Source organism: Rhodococcus sp. WWJCD1 (assembly GCF_002258735.1).
GTDB lineage: Bacteria > Actinomycetota > Actinomycetes > Mycobacteriales > Mycobacteriaceae > Rhodococcoides.
The window spans coordinates 12,279-37,975 of sequence record NZ_NOXY01000008.1; the positions used below are offsets into that span (position 1 = coordinate 12,279).

At 64.7% G+C, this 25,697-nt stretch carries 22 protein-coding genes; 6 read left to right on the top strand and 16 right to left on the bottom strand.

Going from position 1 to position 25,697, the window contains the following annotated elements:
• Positions 1–44: 44 nt before the first annotated feature.
• Both CH286_RS04215 and CH286_RS04220 read left to right on the top strand, forming a co-directional pair.
• Positions 45–881, top strand: coding sequence for a sulfurtransferase (locus CH286_RS04215; RefSeq protein ID WP_032405779.1), 837 nt, complete (start codon positions 45–47; stop codon positions 879–881).
• Position 882: 1 nt separating this feature from the next.
• A complete protein-coding gene (locus CH286_RS04220) occupies positions 883–1,188 on the top strand; it encodes a DUF1416 domain-containing protein (RefSeq protein ID WP_032376387.1) in 306 nt (101 codons plus the stop codon).
• A 79-nt stretch (positions 1,189–1,267) separates the two neighbouring features.
• Here CH286_RS04220 and CH286_RS04225 read toward each other — a convergent pair whose 3' ends face one another.
• Positions 1,268–2,800 (bottom strand): cutinase family protein, encoded by a 1,533-nt coding sequence (locus CH286_RS04225; RefSeq protein ID WP_094608445.1) that lies wholly within the window; start codon positions 2,798–2,800, stop codon positions 1,268–1,270.
• Positions 2,801–3,184: 384 nt separating this feature from the next.
• Between CH286_RS04225 and CH286_RS04230 the strand changes: the two genes are divergently transcribed.
• Entirely contained in the window at positions 3,185–3,826 is a 642-nt protein-coding gene (locus tag CH286_RS04230; protein WP_052064779.1) for an FABP family protein, read from the top strand.
• A 176-nt stretch (positions 3,827–4,002) separates the two neighbouring features.
• Here CH286_RS04230 and CH286_RS04235 read toward each other — a convergent pair whose 3' ends face one another.
• The 6 genes from CH286_RS04235 to CH286_RS04260 all read right to left on the bottom strand — a co-directional run bounded on the left by CH286_RS04235 (position 4,003) and on the right by CH286_RS04260 (position 12,185).
• Positions 4,003–5,604 (bottom strand): ATP-binding cassette domain-containing protein, encoded by a 1,602-nt coding sequence (locus CH286_RS04235; RefSeq protein WP_094608446.1) that lies wholly within the window; start codon positions 5,602–5,604, stop codon positions 4,003–4,005.
• Positions 5,597–7,285: a thiol reductant ABC exporter subunit CydD gene (cydD, locus tag CH286_RS04240; protein ID WP_094608447.1), complete on the bottom strand. Its 1,689-nt coding sequence runs from the start codon at positions 7,283–7,285 to the stop codon at positions 5,597–5,599. The genes CH286_RS04235 and cydD overlap by 8 nt, the downstream gene beginning before the upstream one ends.
• A complete protein-coding gene (gene cydB, locus CH286_RS04245; RefSeq protein WP_032405774.1) occupies positions 7,282–8,319 on the bottom strand; it encodes a cytochrome d ubiquinol oxidase subunit II in 1,038 nt (345 codons plus the stop codon). Before cydB ends, cydD begins: the two co-directional genes overlap by 4 nt.
• A 9-nt stretch (positions 8,320–8,328) precedes the next feature.
• Positions 8,329–9,864, bottom strand: a complete 1,536-nt coding sequence (locus tag CH286_RS04250) for a cytochrome ubiquinol oxidase subunit I (RefSeq protein ID WP_094608549.1) — start codon at positions 9,862–9,864, stop codon at positions 8,329–8,331.
• A 131-nt stretch (positions 9,865–9,995) separates the two neighbouring features.
• Positions 9,996–10,862, bottom strand: coding sequence for an aminodeoxychorismate lyase (locus CH286_RS04255; protein ID WP_094608448.1), 867 nt, complete (start codon positions 10,860–10,862; stop codon positions 9,996–9,998).
• 24 nt (positions 10,863–10,886) lie between these two features.
• On the bottom strand, positions 10,887–12,185 hold the full coding sequence (locus tag CH286_RS04260; RefSeq protein WP_032405772.1) for a dicarboxylate/amino acid:cation symporter: 1,299 nt from the start codon (positions 12,183–12,185) through the stop codon (positions 10,887–10,889).
• 94 nt (positions 12,186–12,279) lie between these two features.
• On the opposite strand from CH286_RS04260, the gene ygfZ reads away from it, so the two are divergent.
• The 3 genes from ygfZ (at position 12,280) to CH286_RS04275 (ending at position 14,478) form a co-directional block, all read left to right on the top strand.
• Positions 12,280–13,401 carry a CAF17-like 4Fe-4S cluster assembly/insertion protein YgfZ gene (gene ygfZ / locus CH286_RS04265; RefSeq protein WP_094608550.1) on the top strand — a complete coding sequence of 374 codons (1,122 nt, stop codon included), beginning with the start codon at positions 12,280–12,282 and terminating at the stop codon, positions 13,399–13,401.
• A complete protein-coding gene (locus CH286_RS04270; protein ID WP_094608449.1) occupies positions 13,398–14,036 on the top strand; it encodes an MOSC domain-containing protein in 639 nt (212 codons plus the stop codon). The genes ygfZ and CH286_RS04270 overlap by 4 nt, the downstream gene beginning before the upstream one ends.
• 247 nt (positions 14,037–14,283) lie before the next feature.
• Positions 14,284–14,478 carry a DUF3073 domain-containing protein gene (locus CH286_RS04275; protein ID WP_008719426.1) on the top strand — a complete coding sequence of 65 codons (195 nt, stop codon included), beginning with the start codon at positions 14,284–14,286 and terminating at the stop codon, positions 14,476–14,478.
• A 73-nt stretch (positions 14,479–14,551) separates the two neighbouring features.
• Here the strand turns inward: CH286_RS04275 and purM are convergent, their stop codons facing one another.
• The 9 genes from purM to CH286_RS04320 all read right to left on the bottom strand — a co-directional run bounded on the left by purM (position 14,552) and on the right by CH286_RS04320 (position 25,614).
• Positions 14,552–15,652 carry a phosphoribosylformylglycinamidine cyclo-ligase gene (gene purM, locus CH286_RS04280; RefSeq protein ID WP_032376541.1) on the bottom strand — a complete coding sequence of 367 codons (1,101 nt, stop codon included), beginning with the start codon at positions 15,650–15,652 and terminating at the stop codon, positions 14,552–14,554.
• An 86-nt stretch (positions 15,653–15,738) separates the two neighbouring features.
• Positions 15,739–17,376, bottom strand: coding sequence for an ABC transporter ATP-binding protein (locus CH286_RS28355; RefSeq protein WP_094608450.1), 1,638 nt, complete (start codon positions 17,374–17,376; stop codon positions 15,739–15,741).
• A complete protein-coding gene (locus CH286_RS04290; protein WP_032376376.1) occupies positions 17,373–18,341 on the bottom strand; it encodes an ABC transporter permease in 969 nt (322 codons plus the stop codon). Before CH286_RS04290 ends, CH286_RS28355 begins: the two co-directional genes overlap by 4 nt.
• Complete coding sequence (locus CH286_RS04295) at positions 18,341–19,327, bottom strand: ABC transporter permease (RefSeq protein WP_165712949.1); 987 nt, start codon at positions 19,325–19,327, stop codon at positions 18,341–18,343. Before CH286_RS04295 ends, CH286_RS04290 begins: the two co-directional genes overlap by 1 nt.
• A gap of 109 nt (positions 19,328–19,436) precedes the next feature.
• Positions 19,437–21,077, bottom strand: coding sequence for an ABC transporter substrate-binding protein (locus tag CH286_RS04300; protein ID WP_094608551.1), 1,641 nt, complete (start codon positions 21,075–21,077; stop codon positions 19,437–19,439).
• 141 nt (positions 21,078–21,218) lie between these two features.
• Positions 21,219–22,781: an amidophosphoribosyltransferase gene (gene purF, locus CH286_RS04305; RefSeq protein WP_032406013.1), complete on the bottom strand. Its 1,563-nt coding sequence runs from the start codon at positions 22,779–22,781 to the stop codon at positions 21,219–21,221.
• A 138-nt stretch (positions 22,782–22,919) separates the two neighbouring features.
• On the bottom strand, positions 22,920–23,306 hold the full coding sequence (locus tag CH286_RS04310) for a sterol carrier family protein (protein WP_094608451.1): 387 nt from the start codon (positions 23,304–23,306) through the stop codon (positions 22,920–22,922).
• A 2-nt stretch (positions 23,307–23,308) separates the two neighbouring features.
• Positions 23,309–23,899 carry a CPBP family intramembrane glutamic endopeptidase gene (locus CH286_RS04315; RefSeq protein WP_094608452.1) on the bottom strand — a complete coding sequence of 197 codons (591 nt, stop codon included), beginning with the start codon at positions 23,897–23,899 and terminating at the stop codon, positions 23,309–23,311.
• Positions 23,896–25,614 carry an alpha/beta hydrolase gene (locus CH286_RS04320; RefSeq protein WP_230592740.1) on the bottom strand — a complete coding sequence of 573 codons (1,719 nt, stop codon included), beginning with the start codon at positions 25,612–25,614 and terminating at the stop codon, positions 23,896–23,898. Before CH286_RS04320 ends, CH286_RS04315 begins: the two co-directional genes overlap by 4 nt.
• Between the last annotated feature and the right edge of the window lie 83 nt (positions 25,615–25,697).

Consider the following 25,697-nt stretch of genomic DNA (forward strand, 5'->3'; position numbering starts at 1 on the left):
ACACCCTTCTTCCGATCCGTACAAGAAAGACCGAAAGGAACACCATGGCTCGCTCCGACGTCCTGGTCTCTGCCGACTGGGCCGAGCAGAACCTCAACGCACCGAAGACCGTCTTCGTCGAGGTCGACGAAGACGCCAGCGCCTACGACGGCGGACACATCGAAGGTGCAGTCAAGCTCGACTGGCGCAAGGACCTGCAGGACCCGGTTCGCCGCGACTTCCTGGGCCAGGAGCAGTTCTCCGACCTGCTGTCGGCGAAGGGCATCAGCAACGACGACACCGTCGTCCTGTACGGCGGAAACAACAACTGGTTCGCCGCCTACGCCTACTGGTACTTCAAGCTCTACGGCCACAAGGACGTCAAGCTCATCGACGGTGGACGCAAGAAGTGGGAACTCGACGGACGCGCACTGTCGAAGGACGTCGTCAGCCGCGAGACCACGCAGTACCGTGCCGAGGCTCCCGACCTGTCGATCCGCGCATTCCGCGACGAGGTCATCGACGCGATCGGCAACAAGAACCTGATCGACGTACGCTCCCCCGACGAGTTCTCGGGCAAGATCCTCGCCCCGGCTCACCTGCCGCAGGAACAGGCTCAGCAGCGCGGCCATGTGCCGTCGGCGATCAACATCCCGTGGAGCACCACCGCCAACGAGGACGGCACGTTCAAGTCCGACGACGCGCTCGAAGAGCTGTACAAGACCAAGGGCTACGACGACGACAAGGCCACCATCGCCTACTGCCGCATCGGTGAGCGTTCGAGCCACACCTGGTTCGTCCTCAAGGAGCTGCTGGGCAAGGAAGACGTCAAGAACTACGACGGTAGCTGGGTCGAGTACGGCTCCCTCGTCGGAGCACCCATCGAGTTGGAGGTTCACTGATATGTGTGGAGCACCCGTACAGGGCCAGACCATCCCGGCAGGCGTCGACGTCGAGAAGGAAACGGTCATCACCGGCCGCGTCCTCGCCGGCGACGGTGAACCGGTAGCAGGAGCGTTCGTGCGTCTGCTCGACGGCACCGGCGAGTTCACCGCCGAGGTCGTCGCGTCGGGCACCGGAGACTTCCGCTTCTTCGCCGCTCCCGGCCAGTGGACGCTGCGCGCACTGTCGGCATCGGGCAACGGCGACACCGTCATCGCTCCCGAGGGCGCTGGCGTGCACTCTGCCGACGTCACCGTCGGAGTCTGATTTCGCACCACCGATCGAAAAAAAGAACCCCGCACCTGCGAGCAGGTGCGGGGTTCTTTTCTGTCCAGCCGGAGATTGCTCAGTTGAGCAGGGGCGCTGCAGTGGTGCGCTCCGGAACCGTGGAGTACTGCGGCGGGAACATCCCCTCCGGAACCGGGATGCCCTGGGACTCGAGGAAGGCACCGAGGTCACTGACGCGAGTCTGCGTGCCCGGCTCCGGGAGCAGTTGGGGCTCGGCGGCAGGCTGGGGAGTCTCGGGCACGGACGGCGTGGCTGGATCGACTGCAGGGGGTGCGTTGTTCTTCTCGCGTTCGGTGCGAGCGAGATCGGTCACCCAGGCGACCATCTTCTCGCTCTCCCACTCGTAACCGTCGTTGGGGTCGTTGTACCAGTAGGACAGGTGCTGCAGAAAGCCGATTGCCAAATAGGGGCCGAGCACGACGTCGACGATGCCCTTGTTGTTCTCCACCAGGCCCTCGCCTTCGGCACGCAATTTCGCCTTCACGGTCTCGGCACCGGGCCCGAGAGCCCAGTTGAGATCGGCGAGAAGCTGGTCGGGAGACAGCGCTGCTGCAGCCTGCGCGTCATCCACCTGATATTGCCGGTCGGAGACCTTGACCAGAACCTGCAGAAGCGTCTCGTCCGACTCGAGCCAGGACTTGTTCGTGGCGATGTCGACGATCGCGCGGGTGGCGATGCTGGCTACCGTCCGAGCGAAATCGGAGACGGTCTGCACCGGATTGAGCAGGGTCAACCGCATCTGACCGAGCACGCCGAGCGCCAGCTGCAGCAGTTCGATCTTGTCCGGCGAGTCGCAGGCGAGGTCGTAGGGACGACACGACCACGTGACCTTGTCGGTCATCGATCCGTAGTCCCGGGGCGACTGGTCCATGAATCCGCCGCGTGACTCGCCTACCTCGTCACCGAAGTTCGGCACGCCGGCCGGGCGGTAGGGCGACCCGACCATCATGACGCCGACGACGTCGTCGGACGTGACGAGCGCGTTGGGATCGCGGTGTCCGAGTTCGATCGCGAGTCGATCGAGAACCTCACCGCCGACGCTGTACCCGAGCAGGACGAACTTGGTCTTCTCGCCGCACTTGGTCTTGTACTCGTCCATCAACCGATTGGTCGACGCGAGGCCGTCGGCGATCGATTCCTGGTAGGTGGCCACGTTGTCGATGACGTCGAAGCCGTACGTGGAGGTGTACGGGACGTAGAGCCAGCCGACGGTACCGGGGCTGTCCGCGTTCGCCTCACCGACCGGAACGGTGACGTTGCCGACCCAGTTCGACGCGATCGTCTGTGCTTCTTCGTTGAGCGGATTGCGATCTGCGGCCGAGTCGGTGGCTCCGGACACGGCCAACAGCAGCACGTCCGGGCAGTCCTGCGCGTAGTTGTTGGGATCGATGTTCGGACCCTGCGAGGACCCGAAGTCTGCGGAACCTGAGTCCGCCGATCCTGAGTCCGCCGATCCTGAGTCCGCCGATCCGGAGTCGGGTGCGGCGAGCGCAGCAGCGGGTGCTGCGAGCGCCAGCGCCAGGGTCACCACAGCAGACCTGAACAACACGGATCCGAACGACGATGTCAGAGCGCGTTTACGACGCAGCATTGTTGCGGAGACCTCCCCAGCCTTCGTGACAGAACACAGTGAAACACGTCGGAAATCCGCCCGCGAGCGCCCGACGTCCCCCGAAGAAGGTACCTGCTTGCCGGGATTTCTCCACCAATACGAGAGATCCAGCGCACTGACGACCCCGAAGTTGGGTAGATGTCACCAAGGACACACGTCGGATTCGGGCCGCTGTTCTCGAAGGGAAACTACGCGGGTTAAACTCGATCCCGTGGTCATCTTCTTCGAGGTATTGCTTGCGCTTGCGGCAATTGCCATCATCGCGTTCTCGCTCTACGTCGTCTACCGACTGGTCAACGACGAGTCGTGACGGATCCGGTTGCGGGGCAACCCGGCAGTACTGACGAGGGACGAAACGCCCCCATCACCAGTGGCGACGAAGCGATAGCGGCGGCCGAACAGAAGTTCGCCGAGGCATCGTTGCGCAACGTCCCGGTACTGCCCGATATCCCCCATCCCGACGACACCGCCAACCTGCGGCTCGGTCCCGATCTGAACCCGTCGATGCTGGCCCTGTTGCCACTCGTCGGTGTCTGGCGCGGTGAGGGCGAGGGGCACGACCCCGAACTGGGAACCGACTACCTCTTCGGACAGCAGATCGTCATCACCCACGACGGCGGCAGCTACCTGAGCTGGGAATCGCGCTCCTGGCGGCTGGACTCCGACGGCAACTACGCTCACCCCGACCTCCGCGAGACCGGATTCTGGCGCGTCAGCGGCGGCCACGGCGTCAAGGGTTCCGAGAACGAAGAGGTCATCGAGCTCCTGCTGACCCACAGCACCGGTGTGGTCGAACTGTATTACGGACACGCACTCACCAAGTCCTCCTGGGAACTCGCCACCGACGTCGTCATCCGCAGCACCTCGGGTGCGCTGGTCGGCGGGGCGAAGCGGCTCTACGGCATCGTCGAGGGTGGAGATCTGGCGTACGTCGAGGAACGTGTCGTCGCCGACGGCCCACTCGCACCGCGGTTGTCCGCGCGGCTCTCTCGCTACATCGGCTGAATCTTTCTTTCTGCTCGCACGCGAACGGCCCCCGAGCCATACCTGCTTTCAGGTCCCGACCGGACAGGTCGGGGGCTCGGGGGCCGGGTAGCTGCCTGGGATTCGCTTGCCGCTCGCGCGGTCTTCGCAGTGAATCCGTCAGCGATAGCGGCTAGCTGACAGCCACCTCACGCGTCCTAGAATTCATCAACTTCAGACCACCTCCTCTCTCGTGTACTCCCAACGTACGCCGGAGATTCCGAGTCGGCAAAGTGTTTTTTCTTCGGGTCTGCTCCGAGATCGATCACCTGGTCGGCATCGGTGTTCTCCGGCAATTGATGGGTGACGACCACTACGGTTCGGTCGGCACCGAACAGGCCGCCGTCGGTGGTGAGCAGCTCGCGCAGTATTCGCATCCCGGAGACTCTGTCGAGGTGTTCCGTCGGCTCGTCCAGCAGCACGATCGGTGCGGTACCGAGCAGAGCGCGCGCGAGCAGCAGCCTGCGCCGCTCTCCCCCGGACACCGCCTGTGCGCCGCCCACCAGAGTTGTGTTGACACCGAGGGGCATCGCGTCGAGCCACGAGCCGAGGCCGACTTTTCGCAGCGCCTTCGCTGCTTCCTCCTCGTTCACGTCGCCGCGTACCACCCGCAGATTCTCCAGAATCGAGGTGTCGAACAGATGCGCATCCTCGGCGAACAGCGCTGCGTCCGAGCCGTATTCCTCGGCAAGTGCGCGCAACATCGTCGTTTTCCCGGATCCACTGGGGCCGATGACTGCGCTTCGCGCATGTGCGCGGAAGTTCGTAGCAGGGGTCGAAGTTCTGCTCACATGCGGCGGAGCCGCATCGAGCATCGCCATGATTCGGGTGGCTGCGATTCGGCCGCGCATCAGCGCGACAGCCGCCCCGGGGAGCGCGGCAGTCGCCTCGAACGCAGCCAGCGGAACCAGCACGATGATCGCCAGTGCCATCGGCGTCATACCGCCGGCGGTGCCTCCGTCCGGTCCGTACAGACCGATTCCGACGAGCAAGGACCCGATCACCGACGCTCCGATCGACAGCGGCCCAGCGGCGTCGGCCATGGCCGACGGACGGGCGGCGCGGTCCCGGGCAACCACCGAATCCTCTGCTGCGCTTCGAGCTTCGGCCAGTGTTGCGTCCAGTCGCCCGGCGACCCGTAGTTCCGCAGCATGGTCGAGGGCGCGGACGGCCGACTCCGCGAACCGCGCGTCGGCGTCGGCACCGGCCTCTTCGGCGATCCTCGCCGACCGCGCCGCCAGCATCGGTGCGCCCACTCCGGCGATCAGCAACGCCACTGCCATGATCGACGCGGCAGCAGGCGCGATGCCGGCGAGCAGGCCCACCGCCGCGAACATCATCACGACGCTGACACAGATGGGCACCACGGCCCGCACGACGACGTCGCCGAGCACGTCCACGTCTGCTCCGGTGCGCGCGAGAACGTCACCGCGCCGCAGGTGGATCGCACCGTTTCCGTTCGCCAACCTCTCGTAGATTCCGGTGCGAGCTGCCGTCGTACCGCGCAGTGCCGCATCGTGTGTGGACAGTCGTTCCAGATATCGGAACACACCCCGCGAAATGCCCAGCGCCCGAACGGCTACCACTGCCACGGACAGATCGAGCACGGGTGGCATCTGCCAGGCTCGGGTGATCAACCATGCCGAGAGCGCGGCCAGAGCCAGCGCACTCCCGAGGGTCGCCACCCCGGCGGCCACGGCCACCGCTACCCGCCGCGGGGAGAGCTCCAACAACGCCAACGCCCGACGCAGATCAGACATGATCGACCTTCGGCTGCAGAGTCGCGTCACTGCGCACCTCGACGACTCGGTCGGCGGCATGCAACACCGACCGCCGGTGACCCACCATCACCACGGTGACTCCTCGGTCGGCCGCGGCCCGAACAGCCTGCAGCACAGTCTTTTCCCGCGCCGAGTCGAGGTGTGCGGTCGGCTCGTCCAGCACCATCACCGAAGCATTCGAGACGAAGGTCCGGGTGAGGGCGAGGCGCTGCAGTTCGCCGAGCGACAGCCCCACTCCGCCCTGACCGACGCAGGTGTCCCAGCCGGCCGGATGATCTCGGAGAACCTCGTCGAAGCCGGCCGAACGGCACGCCGCAATCAAAGCATCCGAATTGGGCACTCCGTGCAGGGTGACGTTCTCGTACAGCGTGCCGGGCAACAACACCGGCCGCTGCGGAAGCCAGGCAACCTGCGCCCACCACTGGTCGAGGTCGAGTTCGGCCACCGGCACTCCCCCTATTCTCACCGCGCCGCTCGAAGGCGTTGTCAGTCCCAGGATTGCTTGTAGTGCAGTCGATTTGCCTGCGCCGTTCGGTCCGGTCAGTACCGTGACGGTGCCCGCTCGGCACACTGCACTGAGCTCTGCCGGAGCCTCGCCGTCTCGACTCGTGACAGTGAGTCCGTCGAGTTCGATGTTCGCGGCCGAGGCGTCGACCGTTCGACCACCACTCGGCCGAACCGTCCGGCGGTCCAACACGCGGAATGCTCGGCCCGCGGCCTCGACGCCGTCCTCGGCCGCATGGAATTGAGTGCCCACGGACCGGAGTGGAAAGTACACCTCGGGCGCGAGGATCAACGCGACGATGCCTGCCTCGAGTGTCATCTCCCCGAATACCAGCCGCAGTCCGATACCGACGGCCACCAGCGCGACACACAGGGTCGCGAGCAGTTCGAGAACCATCGACGAGAGGAAGGCAACCTTCAACGCGCGCATCGTCGTTCGCCGATGTGCATCGCCCAGCGCCCGGATGCGGGCGGCGGGCCCGTGTTCGCGCCCCAGTGCGCGCAATGTCGGCAGACCGGCCAACAGGTCGAGCAACTGCGCCGACAGCCGGGTCATCGTGGTGAGCGTCGCAGCCGCTCGCCCCTTGGTCAGCAGTCCGATCAGGATCATGAAGATCGGGATGAGCGGCAGGGTCACCGCAATGATCACCGCCGATGTCACGTCCTGGGTCAGGATGACGACCAGGACCAACGGGGTGACGATGACGGCCAGCACCAGCGCCGGTACGTAGCCGATCAGGTACGCCCGCAATCCGCCGATGGCGCGAGTCACGACGACCGCCAGCTCTTCACGTTCGGAGTCGAGTTCCCTAGGCTCGAAACGAGTTGCGGTCGTGAGCACTTCGAGCTCCAGCTCGGCCACCACTCGCGATGCCGACCGGTGCGCGTATCGAGACTGGGCTCCGGCCGCAAGCACGCGAACTGCCATCGCACATCCCAGGACCACCAGTTCCGTGGTCCAGTCGGACAACGATCTGGCCGTCGGGTCGGTGATGACGCCCGCCAGAACGCGGCCGATGGCAAGCGCGCTCACGATGATGCACAGGGTGACGACGGTCGACAGTCCGACCGTCGTCACGAGGTAGCCCCGCGCGGAGCGAGAGTACTTCCACAGTCTGGGATCGACCGGTGCCCGTGAGCGAGCGGGTGCGCTCACGACTTCACCGTCAGTCCGATCGAGTCCGGTATCTGTGCGCTCGAAATGCGTTGCCGGAAGACCCAGTACGTCCAGGCCTGGTAACCGATGACGACGGGGGCAGCGAAGGCCGCGGCCCACGTCATCACCTTCAGCGTGTACGGGCTGGACGACGCGTTCGCGATGGTGAGATCGAAGGCGGCGTCCGTGCTGGACGGCATGACGTTGGGGAACAGGGAGGCGAACAGCAGCACGACGACGGCGACGATGGCGATGCTGGTGAAGACGAAGGCCCAGCCTTCGCGTACTTTCGCCGTCAGCGCGACGACGAGCAGCAGCGCTACTGCTGCCACCGCGACGAGTGCCCAGGTCCAGGTCTTCCCGTACGCGAGTTGTGTCCACAGTGCGAAGGCTCCACCGACGAGCACTGCCGGAACCGACAGCCACGCTGCCATTTTCACCGAGTCCTCGTGTACATCCCCGGAGGTCTTGAGCGCGATGAACACGGCACCGTGCAGTGCGAACACCACGGCCATCGTTACTCCGCCGAGCAATGCGTACGGGTTGAGCAGGTCGAAGAACCCTGCGGTGACCTTCTTGTTCTCGTCGATCGCGACTCCGCGCACGATGTTGGCGAACGCGACGCCCCACAGCACCGCCGGAACCCACGAGCCGATGCCGATTCCGATGTCGCAGCGTCGACGCCACACCGGGTCGTCGATCTTTCCGCGCCATTCGATGGCGCAGATGCGCAGGATCAGCGCCACCAGGATCAACAACAGCGGCAGGTAGAAGCCCGAGAACAACGTGGCGTACCACTCGGGGAACGCTGCGAAGAGGGCACCGCCTGCGGTGATGAGCCAGACTTCGTTGCCGTCCCAGACCGGACCGATCGTGTTCAGGACGGCGCGCCTGCGCTTCTCACCCGTCGCGGCGTCCGGGTGCCTGCCCAGAATGGGCATGAGCATGCCGACGCCGAAGTCGAAGCCTTCGAGCACGAAGTAGCCGACGAAGAAGAAAGCGATGATGAGGAACCAGAATTCGGGCAGTGACATGACTATCCCCTAGTACGCGAACGAGAGCTGTTTGGGCTCTTCGTCTTCCGAATCCGGTGGATCGACGTGCGGGTGCGCGTCGTGGTCGAGAGGTCCTTCGACGACGTAGCGTCGAAGCAGGTAGAACCAGACGCCCCCGAGAGCGGCGTAGAGCAGTGTGAACGTTACAAGCGATGCGACGACGAGGCCGACGGGATGGTCGGAGACGCCTTGATCGACGGTGAGCCGGATCTGGTCGACTCCCGAAAGATTCGGCGCGACAACCCATGGCTGACGGCCCATTTCGGTGAAGATCCAGCCGGCACTGTTGGCCAGGAACGGGGTCGGAATGGCCAGCAGCGACAACCACGAGAACCACTTCTGGTCGGGAATCCGACCACCTCTGGTGACCCACAATCCCGCGACGGCGAGCAGGGCCGAGCCTGCGGCCAGTCCGATCATCATCCGGAATGCCCAGTACGTGACGAACAGGTTGGGCTTGTAGTTGCCCGGGCCGAATTGCTGCTCGTACTGGTCCTGTAGTTGGTTGACGCCCTGCACGGTGGCACCGAAATCGTTCTCCGCCAGGAACGAGGTGAGGCCGGGAATCGAGATGAGGTGCACCACGGATTCGCAGTTGTTGTGGGTACCCACGGTCAAGAGCGAGAAACTGGCTCCGGTTTCTGTGTCGCACAACGATTCTGCGGATGCCATCTTCATCGGCTGCTGCTCGAACATGAGCTTGCCCTGAACGTCTCCGGTGATGGCGAGTGCGCCGCCTGCGACGATCATGACGATGAAGGACATGCGCGCTGCAGATCGGAACATCGTGCGCGAGTCGGTTGCCGGGAGCGGAGCCTGCGGAGTGACCCCTTTATCGGAGAGCGGAGCCTGCGGAGTGACCCCAGTGGCCGGGCTGTCCAGCTTCTTCTTGCGTGCCTCCCGCACCATCCACCAACCGGAGATGCCGGCGACGAAAGTTGCGGCGGTGAGGAATGCACCCGCAACGGCGTGCGGAAAGGCCGCCAGCGCAGTGTTGTTGGTGAGCAGCGCCCAGATATCGGTGAGCTCGGCGCGGCCGGTCTCCTCGTTGTAGATCGCGCCGACGGGATGCTGCATCCAGGAGTTGGCTGCGATGATGAAGAAGGCAGAGGCGTTCACGCCGATGGCAACGAGCCAGATCGTCGCCAAGTGAACGAGTTTGGGGAGTCTGCTCCACCCGAAGATCCACAGCCCGAGGAACGTGGACTCGAGGAAGAATGCCACCAGTCCCTCGAGCGCGAGTGGCGCACCGAACACGTCACCGACGAAGCGCGAGTATTCGCTCCAGTTCATCCCGAATTGGAATTCCTGGACGATTCCGGTCGCGACGCCGAGCGCGAAGTTGATGAGGAACAGCTTGCCGAAGAACTTGGTGAGCCGATACCAGGAGTCCTTGCCGGTGATCACCCACATGGTCTGCATGGCGGCCACCATCGGCGCGAGGCCGATCGTGAGAGGTACGAGAATGAAGTGGTAAACCGTGGTGATACCGAACTGCCACCGCGAGACATCCAACGCGTCCATCGATACTCCGAACTCTTCCACCCGAGCTGTGACGGGCAACACCGCAGGTCAGGGCATTGGCCCGCTACTGATTCGAATGTACTACTACGAGTAGTAGTAGGGAAGAGTCTTTCGGCAGGGTCGTTGGGCACCTATCGCGTGGCAGCGACTTCCACGGCTCGATCGACCATCTCGGCCACCTCTTCGCCGCTCCCGGGACGACCGAGAACAACGCCGTTCATCGCCGTCACCCGCGCCGCGAGGGTGACACTCGAGACCAACCAAACGCTATCTGCCGCAATGAGATCCGCTGGGTACAGATGCCCGTGCTCGCAGGTCCAGCCGGCCGCCTCGGCAACCTGGAACAACCCGGCGACGGTGGTTCCGGCCAGGATGCCCTGCTCCACCGACGGTGTGACGAGTGTCTTACCGCGCGCGAGCACCACCGTGGACCGTGGACCTTCCAGTACCCGCCCCTCGCTGCTCAGGTAGATGACGTCGTCGACCCCCTGTGCTGACGCGTGCCGCAGTGCTGCCATGTTCGTCGCGTACGACAGTGTTTTCGCGCCGGCGAGCTGCCACGGCGCAGTCGCCGAGAACTCGACCGAATAGCCTCGATCGAGCGTGATCACCGACACCCCGTTCGCACGCGCTGTCCGCACCCGCTCGGGAAGGGGCCCCACCGTTACGAACGCCGTCGGCTCTCCGCCGCTTTCGCGTCCCCGACTGAGTACCAACCGGAGCACGGCCTCGTCCACCGAGCCCTCGGTCCAGAGACCGACGGACTTGTCGATCACGGTTCGCCACTCGTCCAGATCGGGAGCAGGCAGTTCCAGTGCCGTCGCCGATGCCGCCAGACGGGCCAGGTGCAACTCCACGGCGCAGGCAGCGCCGCCCCGCACGAGCAATGTCTCGAACACCCCGTCGCCGCGTACGGCAGCCAGGTCGTCGGCGAACAACAACGGCTGCCCGGCGTCGTGCACTCGGCCGTCCAACGTCACCACTACCGAATCGGCCATGGCCGTCACTGTAGAGCTAGACGGTCAGTCGGCTCGATCTGCCTGCGCCATCACGTCGCGGTACTCGTCGAGGTCGATGTCCTCGGCGACGACCGTCTTGGTTCCGTTGTAGACGTCACGGTCGATCTCGTCGTCGGCGTTGGCCACCAACATCGCGACGAACGTGTCGCCGTTGACGTTGAGGAAGGTGCGGAAGATTCCGGCGAACCAGTCCACGGCGATCAACAGGCCGACCGCTTCGAACGGCAGGTCCAACGACGTTGCCAGGAACATCGCGATCACCGGGAATCCACCCGGCACCGTGATCGTGCCCATGTTCAGCAGGATCGCCAGACCCATACCGAGGGCAATCTGACCGACACTCAGATCGACGTCGCCCGCCTGTGCAAGAAACATCACGACGATCATGTAGTTGAGGACCGCGCCGTACGAACCCATGGTGAGTCCGATCGACAGCGTGAAGTTCGCGACCTTCTGACTGACGCCCACCTTCTCCACGGTGTTCTTCAGAACGGTCGGGAAGGTGACTGCAGAGCTCGTGGTGGTAACAGCAATGGCCGTCTGCTCGGTGAGCTTGCTCGGCAAGCTTCTCGGATCCAACCGGGTTCGTACCGTCACCACGATCACGAACAGTGCGAAGAGAATCAGTACTCCGAGCAGGGTGGTCCCCAAGTAGCTCAACGCGGTCGAGACGACAGAGAATCCGACGTCTCCGGCGAGAGCGGCGAGGAGACAGAAGACACCGACCGGAGCGATGGTCATGACCAGACGAATCATCGTCAGGACGATCTGCTGAATCTGATCCATGAACGTCAGTACGCCGGTGTCGCCCGTCTTGGTGATGTGGCTGCGCAGCGCAATTCCGAAGAGCAACGAGAACACGATGATCGGAACCATCGTCGCGGTGGACATCGCGCTGAAGACATTGGTCGAGACGAAGTTGAGCAAAGTGTCCTGCCAGCCGAGCGCCTCGCTCGCGCTCTCTTCCAGGCTCGGGTCGAGTTGCGCAGTGAATTCCATGCCTGCACCCGGCCGGATGAGAACGCTCAGCAGCCACGCCAGCACAGCGGCCACGAACGAGAAGCCGATCATCCACTTGAACGTTCGCACCGCGATCTTGCCGGTACCTGTTCCGGACATGGATCCCGTCGCCACGATCACCGATGCCATCACCAGCGGCACGATCGACATCTGGATCAGGCGGATGAACAGATCGCCGACGAACTTCAGGTTCGCGGCCCAGTCACCCACGATCAGACCGAACACGATTCCGCCGATCGCTGCCAAACCTATTTGTGCTGCCGGGTGTCTCAGAGCTTTCACGGCTCGAAACCTAGACAGGGGAAATCGCCCACGGATATCGCACGCGTTGCACGTAGGTAAAACGTCGGACTCCCCAGGCTCCTACTATGGAGTGGTGTCCGATTCCGTGACGATCAGTCCAAGTCCTCTTCTCACTCTTCCCGGTGCCGTTCCATCCCCGGACGACAGCGTCGACGCCGGGGTGGCCTGGCACTACGGCAATCCGTTCGGCGAACAGCGCGACGCCGTCAGTGGAGCCGCCGTCATCGATCGATCCCATCGCTTCGTCCTCGCCATCAGCGGAGACGAACGCCTGAGCTGGTTGAACACGATCTCGAGCCAACTCGTCTCGAACCTGCCCGACGGTAGCTCGGCCGAGAACCTGAGCCTGGACGTCAACGGCCGCATCGAGCACCACTTCGTCCAGACCGACCTGGACGGCGTCACGTACATCGATACCGAGCGGGCCGCGGGCCCCGATCTGCTGTCGTTTCTGAAGAAGATGGTGTTCTGGGCGAAAGCCGAACCCCGCGAGGCCGACGATGTGGCCGTTCTCACCGTCCTGGGATCCGACGCGGCGTCGGTCCTCGACAAGGCCGGTGTGCCGGCTCCGAGCGAGATCTACGGTGCGTCGGCGATCGACGGCGGCGGATTCGTTCGGCGGATGCCGTGGCCCGGTCAGAACTCGTACGACGTGGTGATCCCCCGCGCACACCTCACCGAGTGGTTCCTCCGCCTGCGCGATGCCGGTGCCGCCCCGGCCGGAACCTGGGCGTTCGACGCGTTGCGGGTGGAATCGTTGCGTCCGCGCGTGGGCGTGGACACCGACGAGAAGACCATTCCGCACGAGGTTCGCTGGATCGGCAGTGCCGCCGAGTTCGGTGCCGTGCACCTGGAGAAGGGCTGCTACCGCGGCCAGGAGACCGTCTCGCGCGTCCACAACCTCGGTCGACCGCCGCGGCACCTGGTGTTGCTGCATCTCGACGGCTCCGCCGACGGTCGGCCCAGCACGGGCGATGCGGTCACCGCAGGCGGACGGTCGGTCGGGCGTCTGGGTACCGTCATCGATCACTTCGAGCTCGGCCCGATCGCTCTCGCTCTTCTCAAGAGAACGATTCCGGTGGACACCGCCCTCGAAGCGGGCCCGTGTGCCGCGTCGATCGATCCTGATTCCATCCCGTCCTACGACGACGTCCAAGCTGGTCGCGCTGCCGTCGACCGCCTGCGCGGCCGGTGACCGGGACCGTTCTCGCGGTCTGCGTCGTGCACGCCGACGTTCCGTTGGGACGCCGAGCGGTGGTCGACAGCGGCATCGACAAGAGACCCGTCGACGGACCGGTGGACGTCCACGAGCTGGGCATCGGCGGCGATCACTGCCGGGACACGAAGTTCCACGGCGGTCTCGATCAGGCCGTGTACGTCTACGACGAGGACGAGGCGCGCTACTGGGCGGACGAGCTGGGGGCACCGGTTCCGCCGGGTCGATTCGGGGAGAACCTGCGCACCAGCGGGGTGCCGGTGACCGACGTGGTGATCGGTTCACGGTGGCGAGTCGGCACGGTGACGCTGGAGGCGACCATCGCTCGCAGGCCCTGCGGCACGTTCGCGCGGTGGATGGGCGAGTCGGGATGGGTTCGCCGCTTCACTGCACGCGGCGATGTGGGTGCGTACTTCCGAGTTCTCGAGCCGGGTATCTTCGCCGCCGGCGACGCGGTGACCGTGGAGTCGATCCCCGACCACGGGGTGACGGTACGAATGCTCTTCGAGGGGAAGGATGCAGCCGCACTACAGACACTGCTCGATGAGCCGGGACTGGCACCGAAGGTGTATCGCGATGCAGCCGCTGCACTGAAATCGTCGCGCAAACCATGACGCGCAGCACGTAGTTCTCGTGTCGCATCACGAAGATAGTTTGCCTGTGCACGGATATGCGCAGGTACAGGCAGCGCGGGCCCCTGCCCCGGGCGTGTCGCGCCGGTGCGCCCGCCACCGACACGTGGTGCCGTATGCGCATCGCGGCGATTCGCGCGCTAGAGTGTGTGCCAGGAAGAAATACCAACTCTAACGGGGCCGCCAAATTTCCCCAGGCCGCCCCGCAAGTCCGCGAGGGGGCACCGCCATGGGCCGAGGCAGGGCTAAGGCAAAGCAGACAAAGGTCGCTCGTGAGCTCAAGTACAGCTCGCCGACAACGGACTTGGAGAGTCTGCAGAAAGAACTCTCCGGTGGTTCGTCCAACTCCCATCGTGGCATCCACTCTGACTCGGATGTGCATTCCCGAGTCGAGGAAGACGAGTACGAGGACTGGCGACGCTAGTACTGTGCACTGAACGACTGAGGGGGAGCCGCTTAGCGGCTCCCCCTCATTTGTTCGTGCGGTAACGCCCCGATCAGAACCTCGGGTGGTTACCCAGCAACAGCGCGCGCTCGTCGGCAACGTCCTTGCCAGTTGCCTTCTTCACCGTGCCCAGTGTCCAGCAATCGATGTGACGTGCGGTGAGCACGGCCAGTGCGCGGTCGACGTCCTCGGGAGCGACGATCGCGACCATGCCGACACCCATGTTGAACGTCTGCTCCATCTCGGCCCGCTCGACGCGTCCGCGCTGCGCGATCAGCGAGAAGATCGGAGCCGGGCTCCACGTGGTGCGGTCCAGTTCGGCCACCAGGCCCTCGGGCATCACGCGTGAGAGGTTGTTGGCGAGTCCGCCGCCGGTGACGTGGCAGAACGTACGCACGTCGGTCTCGGCTGCGAGCGCGAGGCAGTCCTTGGCGTAGATCTTGGTGGGTTCGAGCAGCTCCTCACCGAGAGTGCGGCCGAACTCCTCGACGTGTCCGCCGAGGTCCATGTGGTTGATCTCGAGCAGCACCTTGCGAGCCAAGGAATATCCGTTGGAGTGCAGGCCGGACGATCCCATGCCGATGACGACGTCACCGGGACGCACCCGCTCGGGGCCGAGGATCGAATCTGCTTCCACGACGCCGATGCCCGTGGCCGAGAGGTCGTAATCGCCGTCGGCCATCAGCCCCGGGTGTTCGGCCGTCTCGCCGCCGAGCAGTGCACAGCCGGCGATGATGCAGCCCTCGGCGATGCCCTTGACCAGCTCTGCGACCTGCTCGGGAACGACGCGGCCCACGGCGATGTAGTCCTGCAGGAAGAGCGGCTCGGCTCCGCAGACGACAAGATCGTCGACGACCATGGCCACCAGGTCGAGGCCGAGTGTGTCGTGCTTTCCGAGGGCCTGCGCCACGGCGACCTTGGTGCCGACGCCGTCGGTCGAGGCCGCCAGGACCGGCTCACGGTAGTCGCCCTTGAGTGCGAAGAGACCGGCGAAACCGCCGAGACCGCCCATGACCTCGGGCCTGCTGGCCTTCTTGGCGAGCGGCGCGAACAGCTGCACTGCTCGGTCTCCTGCGGCGATGTCGACCCCGGCCGCCGCGTAGGAGGCACCGCCCGAGTGAGTTGCGCTCGTGGGTTGGGATTCCTCGGTCATTCGGCTCCAGCCTGTGTACTAGTTCATGTCAGCGCCCGGTGCGGCGCGGCCCCAACGGTACCGGAGTGCCCGGTCAGGAGAAGAACTCACGTGTGCAGGCGCTTGCCGGGAATCGCGGCCAACAGCTTCTTGGTGTAGTCCGCCTCCGGGGATCGCAGAATCTTCCACGGCGTTCCCTCTTCGACGATTCCCCCGTTGCGCAGCACCACCACACGATGCGCGACGCGGTCCACCACGGCGAGGTCGTGGCTGATGAACAGGCACGCGAAACCGAATTCCTGCTGTAGCGCCTCGAACAAGTCCAGCACTGCTGCCTGCACCGAGACGTCGAGTGCACTGGTCGGCTCGTCCGCCACCACCAGATCCGGACCCAGCACCAGTGCGCGCGCCAGGCTGACGCGCTGCCGCTGCCCACCGGACAGCTCGTGCGGGTACCGCTTGTCGGTGCCCGACGGCAATTGCACGGCGTCGAGCAGTTCGGTCGTCCTCGCCGCGATCGCATCCTTGGAGCCGTACTTGTGCACGATCATCGGCTCGGCGATACATTGTCCGACGGTCAGTCGCGGATTCAGTGACGCCGACGGGTCCTGGAAGACGAAGCCGAAGCGTTTGCGCAGGGGCTTGAGCTTGCGTTCACTGACGCCGGCAATGTTCCGACCCATCACCGTCACGCTGCCGCTTGTCGGCTTCTGCAGTGCCGCAACACATCTGCCGATGGTCGATTTACCCGAGCCGGATTCACCCACCAAGCCGAGGGTCTCGCCGCGGTGAATGGTGAGTGAAACGTCGTCGACCGCCCGGAACGCCGGGGAGCCGACACCACCGGAGAACTGCACCACCAGCCGCGACACCTCCAGTACCGGTTCACCCGAGGTGTCGACGGTCTTGTCCGACTCCACCGCAGCGAGAGTCGGCACCGCGGCCAGCAGCTTCTTGGTGTAGTCGTCCGCGGGGGCGTCGAACAACTGCGCCACCGGCGCTTCCTCGACGACGCGACCGTTCTGCATGACGACGACGCGGTCCGCCAGATCGGACACGACGCCCATGCTGTGGGTGATGAGCACGATGGCGCAGCCGAGCCGATCCTTGAGATCACGTAGCAGTTCGAGGATTTCGGCCTGCACCGTGACGTCGAGGGCGGTGGTCGGCTCGTCGGCGATGATGACCTTCGCCTCACACGAGATGGCGATCGCGATCATCACGCGTTGCTTCTGCCCACCGGAGAGCTCGTGCGGGTAGTACGAGAAGCGCTGCTCAGGGTTGGGCAAGCCCACCATCGTCAACAATTCGATGGCCCGTGTTTTGGCATCCTTCGCCGACATCCGCTTACCGTCCGCGCGGGTGTGCGCACGCAGTGCCTCGACGATCTGATATCCGATGGTGAACAGCGGATCCAGAGCACTGCCCGGTTCCTGGAACACCATCGAAATCTTGTTGCCGCGCAACTGCGCCCACGCCTTGTTGCTCAGCCTCGTCACGTCCTGGCCACCGAGCACCACGTGTCCCTCGACGCGTGCGGTGTCGGGCAACAGTCCGATGGCGGAACGGACGCTGACGGACTTGCCCGAGCCGGACTCCCCCACCACGGCCAATACCTCACCGGGATACACCTCGAAGGAGACCTCGGTGACGGCATCGACCTCGCCGGCATCGGTGAGGAACGTGACGGACAACGACTTCACCGACAGTGCGGACTCGCGTGGAGTCGCAACGCTCGATGTCATACCTTCACCGCCTTCTTGAATTTCTTGCGGGTGCGTAGCAGCGGATTGAGTGTCTCGCTTGCACTTTCGCCCACCATGGTCAGACCGAGAACCACCAGCACGATGCCGAGGCCCGGGAACACCGACGTCCACCAGATGCCGTTGGAGATATCGGGCAGGGCCTTGTTGATGTCGTATCCCCATTCCGAGGCGGAGGTGGGTTCGATGCCGAATCCGAGGAACCCGAGTCCGGCCAGGGTCAGGATGGCCTCGGCCCCGTTGAGGGTGATGATGACCGGCAGCGTCTGCACCACGTTGGCGAGGATGTGGCGGAACAGGATTCGCGGTGTGCCTGCGCCGGTGACCCGTGCGGCATCGACGTACGGTTCGGTCTTGACCGCTACCGTGGCGTTGCGGACCACACGGAAATACTGCGGGACGAAGATGGCCGTGATGGCGATGGCCGCGGACGCGATGCCTCCGAAGCTCGACGACTGACCGCCTGCCACGACGATCGAGATGACCACCGCGAGAAGCAGAGAAGGGAATGCGTACATCGCGTCCATGAACAGAACGAGCACGCGGTCGAACCAGCGTCCGATGTATCCCGAGGCGAGCCCGAGAGGAACGCCGATGATCAGCGAGAGAATCAACGACGAGGCGATCACCATCAATGCTGTTCTGGCACCGTAGATCACCCGCGAGAACACATCCTCGCCGCGGACCGAGGTACCGAACCAATGCTCGGCGGACGGAGCCGCTTGGCGCGCAAAATCCTGCCCGGCATCGCTGGTCTGCGAGAACCCGTACGGCGCGAGAAGCGGCGCGAACACCGCCGCGATGACGAACCCCACCATCAGGGCCAAGCCGACGATCAACGTGACGCGTTGCAATCCCGAGGTGGACTTGACGAACGCGACGCCGGGAAATCCTCGACGGTGTGGACGGGTGGGAGGTACGTCGGACAGCACGACTTCGGTGCTCATCAGAACCTCACTCTCGGGTCGATGAGTGCAACGATCGCGTCGGTGACGAAGCTGACGACGGCGACCACCACGGCCAGGAACGTCACGATGCCTTGCACCGCAACAAAATCGCGGGCCTGCAGGTACCGGGCGAGTTCGTATCCCAGGCCCTGCCACTCGAAGGTGGTTTCGGTGAGCACAGCGCCGCCGAGCAGCACGGCGATCTGCAGGCCGATGACGGTGACGATGGGGATCATCGCGTTGCGAAACGCGTGTCGTCTCGTCACCGTCCCCTCGCTCAACCCGCGAGCTCGAGCGGCATCGACGAACGGTGCCTGCAGCGTCTGAATCAGGTTGACGCGCACCAGCCGCAGGAATACGCCGGCCGTCAACAGGCCGAGAGCGAGAGCAGGCAGCACAGCGTGCTCGAGCACGTCGATGGTGTAGCTCGATTCGCCGTACAGGAACGAATCGACGATCAGGATGTTGGTCTTGGGCGAGACGTTCTGCAGTGCCAGTTCCACATTGGTGCTGGCTCGTCCGGCCACCGGGAGCCAACCGAGCTTGACTGCGAACAGCAGCTTGAGCAGCATTCCGACGAAGAACACCGGTGCCGCGTACGCGAGGATGGCGAAGATCCGCAACGAGGCGTCGCCGAACCGGTCGCGATGGGTAGCGGCGAAGAACCCGAGCGGGATACCGACGGCGAAGGCCACCAGCAGAGCCCAGAAGGCCAGCTCCAGAGTGGCCGCGCCGTTGACGAGCAGAACATCGCTGATCGCGCGGTTGTCGGTCGCGGAACGGCCGAAATCGCCACGCAGCAAGCCGGTCAGGTACTCCCAGTACTGCGTCAGAATCGGCCGGTCGTAGCCGGCCTCGGCCTTGCGCTGGGCGATCTGTTCGGCAGGAAGGCGGCCACCGAGGGCCGCCGTGATCGGATCACCGATCACCCGCATCAGAAAGAAGACAACGGTGACGAGAATCCAGGCAGTCGGAATGATCAGCAGAAATCTGACCCCGAGATAACGGGCGAGCGCGCCGTACCGTGACGGCGCGCTCGCCTGCTGTGCTTGCTTCTCGCCCTCTACCGTCGTGCTGTCGGTAGTGGGCACGCCGTCAGCTCTTGGCGAGCGTGACGAACCGGAACTTGAACGAGGCGTCGAGCGTCTCGTCCACGCCGCTGATCTCGTTGGTTGCGACGGCAATCTGCTTGCCCTCCAACAGCGGAAGCGTCGGCAGGTAGTTCGTCGCGAGCTCGGTCTGGATCTGGCCGATGATCTGCATCCGAGCATTCTCGTCGGCCGTCGTGCGCTCGAGATCGAGCAGTGACGTGATGGCCGGGCTCTCGAAGTGCGACTGCAGGAAGTTGTCCGGCGCGAAGAACGGCGTCAGATAGTTGTCTGCGTCGGGGTAGTCCGGGAACCAACCCAGCTGATACACCGGGTACGCGTCGGCGACGCGTTCCTTGGTGTACGTGCTCCACTCGGTGGACTGCAGGTTCACGTTGAACAGGCCGGTCGCGTCGAGCTGACTCTTGATCGCGGCGTATTCCTCGCTCGAGGACGAACCGTAGTGGTCCGGGTTGTACTGCAGGTTGAGCTGAACCGGGGTGGCAACGCCTGCCGCAGAAAGGAATCCGGCTGCCTCGTCGCGGTTGGGCGTGGTGCCGTAGACATCGCCGTACGCGGTGTTCGCACCGGCCAAACCGGTGGGGACGACGGAGTACAGCGGAGTGTAGGTGCCCTTGTAGACGCCGTCGGACAGCGCCTGACGATCGACCGAGGCCGCAATTGCCTTGCGTACGGCCAGCTTCTGATCGGGGGTGTCGCCGGGCATCGTGTTCATGTTGAAGACCATGTAGCGCGATTCGCCGCCGGGCCCCTCGTGCACGGTGAGACCGTCCACCCCGCCGAGCGACTCGACGTCCGTCGGCGTCAACGAGCGCCACGCGACATCGATGGCCTTGTTCTGCACGTCGAGCTTGAGGTTGTCGGAGCTGGTGTAGTACTTCGTGTTGATCGACGACGTCTTCGGCGTACCGAGGATGCCCTTGTAATCACCGTTCGCGGTAAAGCTGACGAGGGAGTTCTTGGCGTAGCTCGAGATCGAGTACGGACCGGCGAACGGGGTACCCGCCACGATGGCGTCGTCGTCGAGGATCTTGTCGGCCGGGAACACCGTCTGGTCGACGATCGGACCTGCCGGTGTCGCCAAGATCTGCGGGAACGTCTGATCGTTCGCTGCCTTCAGCGTGAACTCGACGGTCTTCTCGTCCGGCGTCGCGATGCTGTCGAGGTTGGTCAACAGCGACGCAGGCCCGTTGGGATCGTTGATCGCGACGATCCGGTCGAACGAGAACTTCACGCTCTCGCTCGTCAGCGGGTTGCCGTTCGCGAACGTCAGGTCGTCCTTGAGCGTGCACTTGTAGACGGTCGGCTCGGCGAAATCGCAGCTTTCGGCGACATCGGGCTCGAGCTCGGAGCTGCCGGGCGCGAAGTTCATCAGGAAGGGGTACGTCTGGTTCATCACCATGAACGAGCCGTTGTCGTACGAGCCGGCCGGGTCGAGCGAGGTCACCTGGTCGGTGGTGCCGACGGTGATGGTGTCTCCGCCGCCGTCACCGGATCCGCCGGCGTCGGTGCGTCCCGAGCCGCACGCAGCGGCCGTCAGTGCAAGTACCGACAGTGCTGCCACTGCAGCGGTCTTCTTGCCGTGCTTACGCACAGCGGTCTTGGATGCTGCGCTGTAGCGCAGCATGCGTCCGTCGTCGGGCGACAGGGTCATCTGATGCCTCTATCCAAATCGGTGTGTCCTATGTAACTCGGGACAGTACCGATGGACTGTTTCCAATATGTGGCATTGAGAAAACCCTGCTGTTCCCTGGAGGAAACGACCAGGTCAAGGGCGACTGAGAGCGCTCACATTTGCGTCGTTGGCCACCGGCTGCCCGGCCGCCGACGCCAGTAGACCCTCGAGAACGTGCTTGCCGAGCGCATTGTCGGCGGGCAGATCGATCGGGTACTTACCGGTGAAACATGCTGCACACAACCGCGATTCGGGCTGCTCCGACGCCGCGATCATGCCATCGATGGAGATGTACCCCAGCGAATCGGCACCGATGGCCTGGCGGACGCCTTCGAGAATCCCGTCCTCGGAGTCGACGCCGTTGGCGATCAGCTCTGCGGGAGAAGCGAAGTCGATGCCGTAGAAGCAGGGCCACCGCACCGGTGGGGACGCGATGCGGACGTGAATCTCGAGCGCACCGGCTTCTCGCAGCATCCTGATCAGCGCACGCTGGGTATTGCCGCGGACGATCGAATCGTCCACCACCACCAGCCTTTTGCCCCGAATGACCTCTTTGAGTGGATTGAGTTTGAGCCGGATTCCGAGCTGACGAATGGTCTGCGACGGCTGAATGAACGTGCGGCCCACGTAGGCGTTCTTCATCAGGCCCTGGCCGTAGGGAATGCCGGAGCCCTGAGCGAAACCGACCGCAGCGGGAGTTCCGCTCTCGGGCACCGGAATCACCAGATCACCCTCGGCCGGATGCTCCTTGGCGAGCCGTCGTCCGATCTCGACGCGGGTCGAGTGCACCGAACGGCCGCCGATCACACTGTCGGGTCGTGCGAGGTAGACGTACTCGAACACGCATCCCTTGGGCTCGGGAGCGGCAAAACGCGACGACCGAACGCCGTCGGCATCGATCGCGAGCAGCTCGCCGGGCTCGATGTCTCGAACGAACGCGGCACCGACGATGTCGAGCGCGGCCGTCTCACTGGCAACCACCCAACCGCGATCGAGGCGGCCGAGGCACAGCGGACGAACACCGTGCGGGTCGCGGGCGGCGTAGAGCGTGTGCTCGTCCATGAACGTCAAGCAGAAGGCACCTTTGAGCTGCGGCAACAGCTCCATCGCCGCCTGCTCGACGGTGCAATCGGCGGCCTTGTGGGCCATCAGCGCCGTCACCACGTCGGAATCCGAGGTGCCGTTTCCTTGCAGCCGATCGCTGATCAGGCCGGCGTCACGAGCCTTGGTGGCGAGCTCGGCGAAATTCACGAGATTTCCGTTGTGGCCGAGCGCAATCCCGGTGCCCGCAGTGGTGGTGCGGAAGATCGGCTGAGCGTTCTCCCACGTGACCGACCCGCTGGTGGAGTAGCGGCAGTGGCCGATGGCGACATGCCCGGGCATAGCTCCCAGGGTCTGCTCGTCGAACACCTGGCTGACGAGGCCGAGATCCTTGAACACCAGCACCTGGGAACCGTCGGACACCGCGATGCCGGCAGCCTCCTGACCACGGTGCTGCAGCGCATAGAGGCCGTAATAAGAGAGCTTGGCCACATCCTCGCCCGGTGCCCATACTCCGAACACTCCGCACTCTTCGCGCGGCTCGTTCTCCGGTTCGTCGAGGGGTTTGCCTAGCAGAAGATTCGGACTGTCGACCGACAAATCGGCGTTGGTCACGGGCATTGCTCCCTTGGGGGTACGGGGCGGGGGGCCGTGCCCAAGTCTACGGGCACACGGCCGGAGTCAACGCATCGTGTGGACGGGAGATTCCCAGCAGGTGAACGAGTGTCCGATTCGCCCTCGGATCAGACAGGCTCACTTGATGGACAGCAGCGGCAACCAGCGGCCCACTTCGGCCGCCCGGCTACCGGACGCATCGATGGAACCGTCGGCGAGGGCCTCGGCGAAATCCCGGGTTCCGGTCACAACCTGCAGCCACGTCAGAGCATCGGTTTCGACGACGTTCGGCGGAGTTCCACGAGTATGACGAGGCCCGACGATGCACTGCACCGCAACGAACGGCGGTACGCGTACCTCCACCGAGGATCCGGGCGCATTCTGGCCGAGAGTTCTGGCGGTGGTGCGCACTGCCGCGGCAATCTGTGCGCGAGCCGGCCTGTCCGCCTCACCCTTGATCCAGTCCCCCACCGCCAGTACTGCGTCGCGCACCTCGGCGGGGCTGACTTCCTTGTGCGGAGGCACTGCTACCGACTCCTGTCGTTCGCTGCGAGATGCGCCAGCACAGCGCCACTCGTGTTGAGGAAGTAGTGCAACAGCGCCGGGGCGAGCACGCTCCCACTGCGGGCCCTGAGCCATGAGAAGACAACACCGGCCACGGTCGTCGCCAGCACCGTTCCGATCACGGTGTCTCCGGCAGCGCGGGCCGGGTGAATGTGCCACAGGCCGAAGAAGATCGGCGACAGGGCCGGCGACGCGGCGTCGAGCACACCACGGAACAGCAACTCCTCGGTGAGCACCGTTCCCACGGGAATGCGAAACAGCACCCACTCGGCCAGCTCGTCCTCGGACGGCCGGACCCGACGTCGCAGCGCTGGAATTGCGGCGACGACGGCAGATCCGAGGACAGGAATCGCCGACGCCGCAGCGCCCCACTTCAGGCCGGCAGCGGTACTGCGCAGGCCGAGCTCGTCCGCGCTCGTTCGAGAGAGTGCAGCCACGCCCACTGCGAACGAGGCGTTGGCCACCGCCCGCGCGCGGGCATCGAGACCGAGCGCGGGAAGGAGATAGGTACTCCACGCCGTCGTCGCGAGTCCTGTTGTCAGGGCGGTTCTCACTTCTCGGGACCGTCTCGCCCGGCGAATTGCTCCATGACTCCGCGGACTCGTTCGGTGTCTCGGTCGGTCCAGCCCTCGGGGGCGGCGACGGCGACCCAGCCGTCGAGCACCAGGGTTCCGTAGTTGTGGCCGTGTCCGTCGGGGACGCCCGCGGCGTTGGTCAGGTCGGCGGCCACCTGCCAGAACGTGACGACCGGGAACCATCGCATACTCGGCAGCCGATCCGGCCCCGGTGGTTCGGACAACCAGTCGGGACGCTCGAACAGCAGATCGGGCGACCACCAGACCACCGGATCCGAGGCATGCTGGACGTACAGGATCCGCGGTGCGTACCACGGTTGGTCCTCCGGCGGGATGCCCGACGAGTTGTCGGCGAAGCGAACCGTCAGCCCCTCGGAGTAGACCGGCCGAACCTCGGGACTTCCCGGGTCGCGTCGGCTGACGAACTGACTCCAGATGCGGTTGTTGTTCGGCGGTCCTACCCACAGGACTCCGTCGGTGACGGCCCTGATGTCCGCCAGACCGTCGAAGGCACCCTCCCCGGCCTGGGTACCGAGGCTCTCGCCGTACACGTAGAACTTGGGGCGGGTGGCCTCCGGCTCCTGCAGCCAGCGATCGTGAACCTTGTCGATGAGCGCTTTGCCGGCCTGAGCCGCCTTGTCGCCCTCGGCGATGAACGAGATCCAGCTGGGCAGATACGAATACTGAGATGCGACGGTGGCGACATCGCCGTCGAACATGAGCTCTTCCGCTTCGATGGCGGTGGGATTCACCCACCCGGTGCCCGTCGTCGGAACGACGATCAGGGCCTGCCGCTGGAAGGCCCCGGTGCGTTCGAGTTCGGCGACCACGATGTCGAGTCGTTCGTCCTGGGTCTCCGCGGTTTCCAATCCTGCGTATGCCCGAATCGGCTCGAGACTCGGGCGGCCCGTGGCCCGCTCCATCTCGTCGGCGCGCAGACCGCTGGAGACGAAGTTACGACCCTCGAACCCCAGGGTGTCCCAGGGAGCCAACGAGTTCGGGCTGCCGGATCGCTCGTCGGCGACGGGTTGTTCTGCCCCGTCCCGAGTTTCGTCGTTCTGCAGACTGAATGCCGAGTTGGTGACCGCCGAGACCGCACGGAGCAGCACGCCCTGAACCAGTGCGACGGAGAGCACGACGAGGAGGACGACCCCGAGCGCATTGGCCACTTCCCGTGGCATCTTCACCACGCGGTTGATCTGGCGGGCCAGCAGCCGAACGACGTCGCGCAACACCCGCCACAGCGAAATCAGCAGTGCCGCAATGGCGATGCTGAGTGCCCCGGTTCGTAGGTAACCCGTTGTGGTGGTGCCCTCCGCGTCCATCAGTGCGGCGAGCTCACGCTGCCATTCCGCAGAGATGGCCAGCATGATCATCGACACCGCGACAGCCACGACAGGCACTGCGATCTTGACGGCGCGATCGACCGCGCGCGGCAACGGCCACCACGATCGGGACGACAACCACCACCGCGTCACCGCCCACCCGATCGCCACACCGAAGGCGTAGCCGATGGCCGCGTTGATACCGCCGATGATGCCCTGGAACAGCCACCCGCGAGGAAGCAGCGACGGAGTCAGCGACCAGCAGAAGAACAACGCGCTGAACGCGATCCCGGTGAAGTCGAGGCGCAGCAGACCCCACGCCCACATGACGAACGGATGCTTGTCGGGCGAGGGGACCGAGAATTCCATGGTCGGCAGGTGGTACCGATGATGCTGATCCGGTTCGAGTGCAGCGTCGAGTTCTCTGTCGTGCCGCTCCGATGCCTGTTTCC